Source organism: Delftia sp. UME58 (assembly GCF_014170385.1).
GTDB lineage: Bacteria > Pseudomonadota > Gammaproteobacteria > Burkholderiales > Burkholderiaceae_C > Comamonas > Comamonas acidovorans.
The window spans coordinates 1-806 of the sequence record NZ_LZZV01000073.1 but is presented as its reverse complement, the minus strand read 5'-3'; the positions used below and the strand labels follow the sequence as shown (position 1 = coordinate 806).

Annotated in this window: 1 protein-coding gene; it reads right to left on the bottom strand. The window is 63.4% G+C overall.

The window, feature by feature from the left end; translation table 11 throughout:
* Window positions 1–49: 49 nt before the first annotated feature.
* Window positions 50–806, bottom strand: a 757-nt coding sequence (locus tag A9976_RS19085; protein ID WP_183020309.1) for an amino acid ABC transporter substrate-binding protein, incomplete at its 5' end; no start/stop codon positions are given.

Sequence of the window (806 nt, the reverse complement as noted above, 5' to 3'; positions counted from 1 at the left end):
GCTGGGCACCCGCCGGCCATCTATGCCATCTAAACCGCCCTAGCCGTGCCTAGCGCACCGGCCAGCCGTACATCAGGCCGCCGTCGCGGTACGACGCGTTCAAGCCGCGCGACAGCTTCAGCGGGCTGCTGGGGCCCAGGTTCTTTTCAAAGCTCTCGCCGTAGTTGCCGATGTGCTTGATGATGTTGAACGCCCACTTGTCGTCCACGCCCAGGTTCTTGCCCATGCCCGGGGTCACGCCCAGCAGGCGTTGCACGTTGGGGTTGGTGCTTTTCAGCATCTCGTCCACGTTCTTCGACGTGATGCCGTATTCCTCGGCTTCGAGCATGGCGAACATCGTCCAGCGGACCACGTTGAACCATTGCTCGTCACCCTGGCGAACCATCGGGCCCAGCGGTTCCTTCGAGAAGTTCTCGGGCAGGATGTCGTACTTTTCCGGGTTCTCAAGATTGGTGCGGGCCGCGGCCAGTTGCGACTTGTCGCCGGTGAACGCGTCGCAGCGCCCCACGGCGAAGGCGCGGATGATCTCGTCCAGGCGTTCCACGACCACCGGCTTGAAGACGATGTTCTGCGAGCGGAACCAGTCGGACAGGTTCAGTTCGGTGGTGGTGCCGGGCTGCACGCACACGGTCGCGCCATCCAGCTCCTTGGCGCTCTTCACGTTCAGGGACTTGTTCACCATGATGCCCTGGCTGTCGTAGTAGTTCACGCCGACGCCGATCAGGCCCAGGGTCGTGTCGCGCGTCAGGGACAGGGTCGTGTTGCGCGGCAGGACGTCCACTTCACCCGACTGCAACGCGGTGAAG